This window comes from Salmonella sp. NW645, assembly GCF_051703725.1.
GTDB lineage: Bacteria > Pseudomonadota > Gammaproteobacteria > Enterobacterales > Enterobacteriaceae > Salmonella > Salmonella enterica.
Genome location: NZ_JAMMKR010000030.1, coordinates 1 through 680 on the forward strand (window position 1 = coordinate 1; position 680 = coordinate 680).

2 protein-coding genes are annotated in these 680 nt (G+C 56.8%); both read right to left on the minus strand.

Annotation, left to right across the window (positions count from 1 at the left end):
* Positions 1-61 (minus strand): DmsC/YnfH family molybdoenzyme membrane anchor subunit (locus NA389_RS21910; protein WP_001545491.1); only part of this gene is annotated, 61 nt, incomplete at its 3' end.
* A gap of 1 nt (position 62) precedes the next feature.
* On the minus strand, positions 63-680 hold a 618-nt coding region (locus NA389_RS21915; protein WP_000213069.1), incomplete at its 5' end, for a dimethylsulfoxide reductase iron-sulfur subunit DmsB.

Below are 680 nucleotides of genomic sequence, written 5' to 3' on the forward strand. Positions count from 1 at the left end.
CCACGCACTGACCAAAGACCGTGAAGATCATCAACGGCCATTCATGCCATCCACTTCCCATCTTATACCTCCTTCGGATTGGCCAGATAACCGGTAGTGTCCCCGGTCGGGCGGCTGTTGGCGTTGGGTTTAATCACAATATTCGGCTTCGTGAAATGCGCGCGCGGCAGCGGCGCGACGGCAGCCAGCTCACCGTGTTTTTTACGCAGCTCGTCGATAGGACCAAAGTCCAGCGCTCGCAGCGGACAGGATTCGACGCAGATAGGCTTTTTGCCTTCCGCCACCCGGTCGTAACAGCCGTCGCACTTGGTCATATGACCTTTGGCCGCGTTGTACTGCGGCGCGCCGTACGGGCAGGCCATGTGGCAGTAGCGACAGCCGATACAGACCTCTTCGTTCACCACCACAAAACCGTCATCGCGCTTGTGCATCGCGCCGCTCGGGCAGACTTTGGTACAGGCCGGGTCTTCGCAGTGGTTACAGGAGATGGAGAGATAATAGGCAAAGACGTTCTGGTGCCAGACGCCGTTATCTTCCTGCCAGTCGCCGCCCGCATACTCATAAATGCGGCGGAAGCTGACATCCGGGGTCAAATCTTTGTAGTCCTTGCAGGCCAGTTCGCAGGTTTTGCAACCGGTGCAACGGCTGGAATCAATAAAAAATCCATACTGGGTTGTCAT